Here is a 7975-nt window from a genome sequence, read left to right as displayed (position 1 = left end):
TTTCTTCAAAGGAACCCTGCCCCAACCAAAACCGGCTGGAGACGGGGTATCAACATATCTGGCGTTGACTTTTGGCACGCTGTTGAGTTCTCAAGAAACGGACGCTTCCTTTGTACTCACCCTCTCGGGCTTTCCTCCGGGCGCTTCCCTTTCGGTGTTTCCAACCTTACCAGATTCTTTTTCCGGTCCCTTCCGGGCCGATTTCCGAATTCCGGTCAAGGGCTCCCTTCGAAGCGCAGGACGCTCCGGGTTCCCCTTGCGGTGGAGCCGTAAACGTACTGGAGCGGGGCGCCGGGATGCAAATCGAGGCGCCCCGCTCCCTGTTGGTCCCTGCTGGACCTCAGACCTCGACGACCACGGGGAGGATCATCGGGCGCCGGCGGTAGTTGTCGGAGACCCACTTGCCCACCGTGCGGCGGACGAGCTGCTGGAGCTGGTGGGTCTCGGCGACGCCGTCCTGGGCCGATTTGGCCAGGGCCTCGTCGATCTTCGGCATGACGTGCGCGAAGTCCGCGTCGTCGATGCCGGAGCCGCGGGACTGGATGTGGGGGCCGCCCGTGATCTTGCCCGTCGTGCTGTCGACCACCACGAAGACGGAGATGATCCCCTCGTCCCCGAGGATGCGGCGGTCCTTGAGAGAGGACTCCGTGACATCTCCGACCGAGAGGCCGTCCACGTACACGTATCCCGCCTGGACCTTGCCGGTGATCTTGGCCTTGCCGTCGACCAGGTCCACGACGACGCCGTCCTCCGCGATGACCACGCGGTCCCTGGGGACACCCGTCTGGGCGCCCAGCTCCGCGTTGGCGCGCAGGTGGCGCCACTCGCCGTGCACGGGCATCAGGTTCTTCGGCTGGCAGATGTTGTAGAAGTACAGCAGCTCGCCCGCCGAGGCGTGGCCCGAGACGTGGACCTTCGCGTTGCCCTTGTGGATGACGTTGGCGCCCCACCGCGTCAGGCCGTTGATCACGCGGTAGACCGCGTTCTCGTTGCCCGGGATCAGGGACGACGCCAGGATCACGGTGTCACCGGCGACGATGCGGATCTGGTGGTCGCGGTTGGCCATGCGGGACAGGGCCGCCATCGGCTCGCCCTGGGAACCGGTGCAGACGAGGACCACCTCGTCGTCCGGGAGGTCGTCCAGCGCCTTGACGTCGACGACGAGACCCGCGGGGATCTTGAGGTAGCCGAGGTCGCGGGCGATCCCCATGTTGCGGACCATCGAGCGGCCGACGAAGGCCACCCGGCGTCCGTACTCGTGCGCGGCGTCCAGGATCTGCTGGATGCGGTGCACGTGGCTGGCGAAGCTCGCGACGATGATGCGTTTCTGCGCGCTCGCGAAGACCTGGCGCAGCACGTTGGAGATGTCGCGCTCGGGCGGGACGAAGCCGGGGACCTCGGCGTTCGTGGAGTCCACGAGGAGCATGTCGATGCCCTCTTCACCGAGGCGGGAGAAGGCCCGCAGGTCGGTGAGACGCCCGTCGAGGGGAAGCTGGTCCATCTTGAAGTCGCCGGTGTGCACGACCATGCCGGCCGGGGTGCGGATGGCGACGGCCAGCGCGTCCGGGATGGAGTGGTTGACGGCGACGAACTCGCAGTCGAACGGGCCGATGCGCTCGGTGTGCCCCTCCTCCACCTCAAGGGTGTAGGGCCTGATCCGGTGCTCCTGAAGCTTGGCCTCGATCAGGGCGAGGGTCAGCTTGGAGCCGATCAGCGGGATGTCGGGCTTCTCCCGCAGCAGGTACGGGACGCCGCCGATGTGGTCCTCGTGCCCGTGTGTCAGGACGATGCCGTCGATGTCGTCGAGGCGGTCCCGGATGGAGCTGAAGTCGGGAAGGATGAGGTCGATGCCGGGCTGCTCCTCCTCGGGGAAGAGGACGCCGCAGTCGACGATCAGCAGTCTGCCGCCGTATTCGAAGACCGTCATGTTGCGGCCGATCTCGCCCAGGCCGCCCAGCGGGGTGACCCGCAGGCCGCCTTCGGGGAGCTTGGGCGGCGGGCCCAGCTCGGGATGCGGATGACTCAAAAGACTCTCCTTTTAGCACGCGCGCCACGCGCCCCTGGCCTCCGGCGTGGGGGACCGCGTGGGACACGTGGCGCGCGCGATGTTCGTGTGGCGATTCGTCTTGTATCGAAAGTGCGTGACGCGTGAGGTCATGCACGAGCGGTGGTTCTCGGTATTCAGTTGTGAAGTCTGTGGGCTAGAGCTGTACCCCGCCGTGCGAGAGATCGTGCTTGAGCTGTTCGGTCTCCTCCGGGGACAGCTCCACCAGCGGCAGGCGCAGCGGCCCGGCGGGGAGCCCCTTCAGGGCGAGGGCCGCCTTGGTGGTGATGACGCCCTGGGTACGGAACATACCCGTGAAAACCGGGAGCAGCTTCTGGTGGATCTCGGTCGCCTTGCTGACGTCGCCCGACACGTGCGCCTCCAGCAGGGAGCGCAGCTCGGGGGTGACGAGGTGGCCGACCACCGAGACGTAGCCGACCGCGCCGACGGACAGCAGGGGGAGGTTCAGCATGTCGTCCCCGCTGTACCAGGCCAGTCCGCTGGTCGCGATGGCCCAGCTCGCGCGGCCGAGGTCGCCCTTGGCGTCCTTGTTCGCGACGATGCGGGGGTGTTCCGCCAACCGGACGATGGTCTCGGTGTTGATCGGGACGCCGGAGCGGCCGGGGATGTCGTAGAGCATGACCGGCAGGTCCGTGGAGTCCGCGATGGCGGTGAAGTGCCGCAGGAGACCCTCCTGCGGGGGCTTGCTGTAGTACGGCGTCACCGCGAGGAGGCCGTGCGCGCCCGCCTTGGCGGCGTCGCGGGCCAGTTCGAGGCTGTGTGCCGTGTCGTTCGTGCCGGCTCCGGCCACGACGTGGGCACGGTCGCCGACCGCTTCCACCACTGCCCTGACCAGTTGCGCTTTCTCCGCGTTGCTGGTCGTCGGGGACTCTCCGGTCGTGCCGTTGACGACGAGGCCGTCGTTGCCGGAGTCCACCAGATGGGCGGCGAGCCGCTGCGCGCCGTCGAGGTCGAGTGCGCCGTCCGCTGTGAACGGCGTGACCATCGCGGTCAGGACCCGCCCGAAGGGCGTCTGCGGTGTGGAGGTCGGAGCCATGGGGTCCACGCTACTCGCAGCTCACCTTCGTGTGCTCCCTCGGGGCGCTTGTGGCCCGCTGATCAGGCCAAAGAGGCGGGGAGGGAGGGCCCGGCACTGCCTGCTCGGGGGTTCAAGCAGTGCCGGACCCGTTTGTTCAGGCTAGATGAACTTCTTGAAATGGCGCAATACGGACACTACGGAGCGACACGGCCGTTGGCGTTGAACGCGGCGTACGTGAGCGGCATCAGCCGGGCCCACTGCTCCTCCATCAGCTCGCCCACCATCTCGATCTCGCGCTGCGGGAAGGAGGGCACCTTCGCCTGCTCGTGTTGGGTGCGCAGGCCGAGGAAATGCATCAGGGAGCGGGCGTTGCATGTGGCGTACATCGAGGAGTAGAGGCCGACGGGGAGGACGGCGCGGGCGACCTCGCGGGCCACTCCGGCGCCGAGCATCTCCTCGTACGTCTCGTAGGCCCTGCGGTAGGACTCGCGCATGGCCTCGCTCGTCAGCTTGTGCTGTTCGGGTGTGCCCTCGACGAACTCGTACTTCCCCGGACGGCCCTGCTGGACGAGCTTGCGATCGGCCTCCGGGACGTAGAAGACCGGCTGGAGCTGGCGATAGCGGCCCGACTCCTCGTTGTACGACCAGCCGACGCGGTGGCGGTGGAACTCGCGGAAGACGAAGAGGGGGGCGCTGATGAAGAAGGTCATCGAGTTGTGCTCGAAGGGGCTGCCGTGGCGGTCCCGCATCAGGTAGTTGATCAGGCCCTTGGAGCGCTCGGGGTCCTTGTGCAGCTCGTCCAGTGACTGCTCGCCTGAGGTCGAGACCCGGGCCGCCCACAGCACGTCCGTGTCAGCGGCGCTGTGCTTGATCAGCTCGACGGTCATGTCACCGCGGAAGCTGGGCGCGCTCTGGTCGGGGTTGTCGGTCACTGGCGGTCCTCCACATACGTACGTCTGCCAGGGCGCGCCCAGCCTACGGCGCGCCACTGACACTCCCCCGCGACGCGCAGATGGCGCCCGCACTGGCCCAGTTGGTCCACTCTTGTTGCGACAAAAGGGACTCTCCTTGGCCATAAGTGACCCCCGGTGCCAAAGGTCGCCTTGCCACTTGATATTTTTCACACACGTCCGGTGAGCATGGGCACTCTGCCGCAGGCCCGGACGTTCCCCCCATGAGACACATCCAGATCGATTCCCTCAGGAGCCCCTGCCATGTTGCGCCGCGGAGAGACAGTCCCGTTCACCTTCCTCGCGGAGGCGGAACGGTTCCGCAGCAATGTCACCCCGCCTCCCCGGCCCCGCCGCAGCTTCGCCGAGCGAGCGGGCAGCGCCCTGTTCGGCCTCACCGTCGTCGCGGGGCTGGTCGGGTCGCTGATGCTGGGAGTGCCGGCGCTCGATCCCGAGCAGCAGAACCCGCAGGGCGGCCCTGCGGCGGCCGAGGGCCGCTGACGCCGCTGACGACCGAAGGACCGGGCCGCCCGGGGTGATCACCTACCCGGGGGTGGCCCGGTCCCCGGGGCCTCGCTAACCTCACCGCTCACAGAACCAGTCGCGAGCGAGGACAAGCCGTGCCCCTGCCCTTCCTGACCGCCGACCGTGAGTCGAGCGCTCCCGCAGCCGCCGCGGACGAGACCCCGCTGCCCTACGAGGACCGTGACCACTGGCGACGCCCCTACCGGCCTGGGCCCTGGCGGGTCGCCGGAGGGGCGCTGCTGCTTCTGCTGGCCTCGTACGTGCTGATATCTGCCGTGCTCATCGGCGTCGCGGGGAACGTGTCGGGAGCCGCGGTCTGCCTGGGCATCGCCGCCCTGGTCATCGCCTTCGCGCTGCGGCTGCTGCGGATCGGCGTATGGGTCAGCGCCCACGGGCTGCGCCAGGTCGGCCTCTTCTACACCGTCACCCTCCCCTGGGCCTCGATCGCCGCCGTACGGACGGCTCAGCAGCCCGTGAAGTGGCTCGGCCTCCCCCGTACGCTCCAGGGCCAGGCCCTCACCGTCGTGCGGACCCGTGACGGCGGCAAGGACGCGGGCGAGGACAAGGGCGGGGGCAAGGCCGAAGGCACGGGCGCGGGTGAGGGCGAGCCCCTGCGTACGCTGCTGACCGACCACAACGCGGACTTCCTCGGCCGCCGCGAGGCGTTCGAGCAGGCGGCGGACGTCATAGAGGCGTGGGCCGCCGAACCCCGCTGAGACGGCGCCCGTACGGGACGCCGCCCGTACGACGCACCGGAGGGCCGGGCCATGTCACGTGGCCCGGCCCTCCGTCGTCCCGTCGTCGTCCCCTCAGCCCTCCCGGCGCCGCAGCGTGATCGCGCGCTGCATCGCCTTGCGGGCCCGCGGGGTGTCGCGGGCGTCGTGGTAGGCGACGGCCAGCCGGAACCAGGAGCGCCAGTCCTCGGGGGAGCGCTCCGTCTCCGCGCGGCGCCTGGCGAAGACCTCGTCGGCCGAGTCCCTGTCGATGCGGCCCGCCGGAGTGCGGCGCAGCTCGTCGACGGGCAGGCCGCCCTCGGCCTCCAGCTCGCGGGCCAGCCTGCCCGCGTCCCGCGCGAAGCGCGTGGTGTGCCACAGGAACCAGACCCCGATGACGGGCAGCACGAGCACGGCGACGCCCAGGACGACCGTGACCGCCGTGCCCTGCTTGATGAGCAGCACGCCGCGGCTGCCGACCAGGACGAAGTAGACGACCAGGACGGCGGCCAGCGTGAAGTAGGTGAGTCGCGCGCGCACGTCAGTCCAGGTCGAGGAAGTGTTCGAGGCCGAACGTCAGCCCCGGTTCGGAGACGACGCGGCGCACGCCCAGCAGCACGCCCGGCATGAAGGAGCCGCGGTGCAGCGAGTCGTGCCGCACGGTCAGCGTCTCGCCCTCGTCCCCGAACAGCACCTCCTGGTGGGCGACGAGGCCGCGCAGCCGCACGGAGTGCACCGGCACGCCGTCGACGTCGGCGCCGCGCGCACCCTCCAGTGCCGTGCTGGTCGCGTCGGGCTGCGCGCCCAGGCCCGCGGCCTCGCGGGCGCCCGCGATGAGCTGGGCCGTACGCGCCGCGGTGCCGCTGGGCGCGTCGGCCTTGTTCGGGTGGTGCAGCTCGACGACCTCGACGGACTCGTAGAAGCGCGCGGCCTGCTGTGCGAACCGCATCATCAGGACGGCGCCGATGCCGAAGTTCGGGGCGATCAGCACGCCCGTGCCCGGCGAGTCCGCGAGCCATCCCCGCAGGGCCGTCAGGCGCTCGTCGGTCCAGCCCGTGGTGCCGACGACGCCGTGGATGCCGTGGGCGACGCAGAACTCCAGGTTCTCCATCACGGAGTCGGGGGTGGTGAGGTCCACCGCGACCTGGGCGCCCGCCTCGGTCAGCGCGGTCAGCGAGTCGCCGCGGCCCAGGGATGCCACCAGTTCCAGGTCGTCGGCGGCCTCCACGGCCCGTACGGCCTCGGAGCCCATCCGGCCCCTGGCGCCGAGGACGGCTACGCGCAGCTTGCTCATGGAATCGTTCCTTCGGGGAGGTGCGGGAAAGGTGAGGCGGCGGGGCGCGCTGCGGCCCGCGCGCTCAGGCGACCGCCTCGTGCAGATGGGCCGACTGGCGGTCGCTGAGCGCTCCGATCGCGGCGACGGAGGGGCGCTGCCCCAGCACATCGGCCGCGACGGAGCGGATGTCGTCCGGGGTGACGGCGGAGATCTTCGCCAGCATGTCGTCGACGCTCATCTGCTCGCCCCAGCACAGCTCGCTCTTGCCCAGCCGGTGCATCAGCGCCCCGGTGTCCTCCAGGCCGAGGACCGTCGAGCCCGAGAGCTGGCCGACGGCGCGCCGCAGCTCGTCGTCGGTGATGCCGTGCGAGGCGACCTGGTCCAGTTCCTCGCGGCAGATCTTCAGCACGTCGGGGACCTGGCCGGGGCGGCAGCCCGCGTACACGCCGAAGAGGCCGCAGTCGGCGAATCCGGAGGTGTAGGAGTACGTGCTGTAGGCCAGCCCGCGCTTCTCGCGGATCTCCTGGAAGAGGCGCGAGCTCATGCCGCCGCCGAGGGCCGCGCTCAGCACGCCGAGCGCCCAGCGGCGCTCGTCGTTGCGGGAGACGCCGGGCATGCCCAGCACGATGTGGGCCTGCTCGGTGCTCCGGTCGAGCAGTTCGACGCGCCCCGATGCCCGTATAGCGCGGCTGCCGGAGCGGGGCCCCACGGGCTCGCCCTCCGTACGGTCCAGGGCTCCCGCGCGCTCGAAGGCCGCGCGGACCTGGCGCACCACGGTGGCGTGGTCCACGTTCCCGGCCGCGGCGACCACGAGGTGCGTCGGGTCGTAGTGCTTCTTGTAGAAGCGCGCGATGCGGTCGCGGGTGAGCGCGTTGACGGTGTCGACGGTGCCCAGGACGGGGCGGCCCAGCGGGGAGTCGCCGAGCATGGTGCTCGCGAACAGGTCGTGGACGCAGTCGCCCGGATCGTCCTCGGTCATCGCGATCTCTTCGAGGATGACGCCGCGCTCGGCGTCCACCTCGGACGGGTCGATGACGGATCCGGTGAGCATGTCGCACACCACGTCGATGGCCAGCGGCAGGTCGGTGTCCAGGACACGGGCGTAGTAGCAGGTGAACTCCTTCGCGGTGAAGGCGTTCATCTCGCCGCCGACAGCGTCCAGCGCCGCCGAGATGTCCAGGGCGCTGCGGCGCTCGGTGCCCTTGAAGAGCAGGTGCTCGAGGTAGTGCGTGGCGCCGTTCAGGGACGGGGACTCGTCGCGGGAGCCGACGTGCGCCCAGATGCCGAAGGTGGCCGAGCGCACCGTCGGCAGGGTCTCGGTGACCACGCGCAGGCCGCCGGGCAGGACGGTCTTGCGGACGGTTCCCACGCCGTTCTCGCCCTTCAGGAGCGTCTTGGTACGGGCGACGGCCCGCCCCTCCGTCGCGG

General features: G+C 69.9%; 8 protein-coding genes. 2 read left to right on the top strand and 6 right to left on the bottom strand.

The genetic code is table 11. From position 1 onward, the window contains the following. Window positions 1–340: 340 nt before the first annotated feature. The 3 genes from ACWGJ2_RS39725 to thyX form a co-directional block, all read right to left on the bottom strand. Window positions 341–2026: a ribonuclease J gene (locus ACWGJ2_RS39725; protein WP_453351283.1), complete on the bottom strand. Its 1686-nt coding sequence runs from the start codon at window positions 2024–2026 to the stop codon at window positions 341–343. Between the two features lie 175 nt (window positions 2027–2201). Continuing rightward, complete coding sequence (gene dapA, locus ACWGJ2_RS39720; RefSeq protein ID WP_453351282.1) at window positions 2202–3101, bottom strand: 4-hydroxy-tetrahydrodipicolinate synthase; 900 nt, start codon at window positions 3099–3101, stop codon at window positions 2202–2204. 176 nt (window positions 3102–3277) lie between these two features. After that, on the bottom strand, window positions 3278–4015 hold the full coding sequence (gene thyX, locus ACWGJ2_RS39715) for an FAD-dependent thymidylate synthase (protein ID WP_453351281.1): 738 nt from the start codon (window positions 4013–4015) through the stop codon (window positions 3278–3280). 282 nt (window positions 4016–4297) lie between these two features. Here thyX and ACWGJ2_RS39710 point away from each other — a divergent pair, with 282 nt between their 5' ends. Then, window positions 4298–4534, top strand: coding sequence for a hypothetical protein (locus ACWGJ2_RS39710; RefSeq protein WP_453351280.1), 237 nt, complete (start codon window positions 4298–4300; stop codon window positions 4532–4534). Window positions 4535–4653: 119 nt separating this feature from the next. Continuing rightward, window positions 4654–5274 (top strand): hypothetical protein, encoded by a 621-nt coding sequence (locus ACWGJ2_RS39705; protein ID WP_453351279.1) that lies wholly within the window; start codon window positions 4654–4656, stop codon window positions 5272–5274. Window positions 5275–5367: 93 nt separating this feature from the next. Here the strand turns inward: ACWGJ2_RS39705 and ACWGJ2_RS39700 are convergent, their stop codons facing one another. The 3 genes from ACWGJ2_RS39700 to ACWGJ2_RS39690 form a co-directional block, all read right to left on the bottom strand. After that, a complete protein-coding gene (locus ACWGJ2_RS39700; protein ID WP_453351278.1) occupies window positions 5368–5811 on the bottom strand; it encodes a hypothetical protein in 444 nt (147 codons plus the stop codon). Between the two features lies 1 nt (window position 5812). Next, complete coding sequence (gene dapB, locus ACWGJ2_RS39695; RefSeq protein ID WP_453351277.1) at window positions 5813–6565, bottom strand: 4-hydroxy-tetrahydrodipicolinate reductase; 753 nt, start codon at window positions 6563–6565, stop codon at window positions 5813–5815. Window positions 6566–6629: 64 nt separating this feature from the next. Then, window positions 6630–7975: M16 family metallopeptidase (locus ACWGJ2_RS39690; RefSeq protein ID WP_453351276.1), on the bottom strand; the 1346-nt coding region annotated here is incomplete at its 5' end.

This window comes from Streptomyces sp. NPDC054796 (assembly GCF_053611545.1).
This window is presented reverse-complemented; position numbering and strand designations above follow the sequence as displayed.

Coding starts and splice junctions, on each gene's coding strand:
- dapA (WP_453351282.1), bottom strand. CDS start 3,101: ATGGCTCCGACCTCCACACCGCAGACGCCCTTCGGGCGGGTCCTGACC.
- dapB (WP_453351277.1), bottom strand. CDS start 6,565: ATGAGCAAGCTGCGCGTAGCCGTCCTCGGCGCCAGGGGCCGGATGGGC.
- ACWGJ2_RS39710 (WP_453351280.1), top strand. CDS start 4,298: ATGTTGCGCCGCGGAGAGACAGTCCCGTTCACCTTCCTCGCGGAGGCG.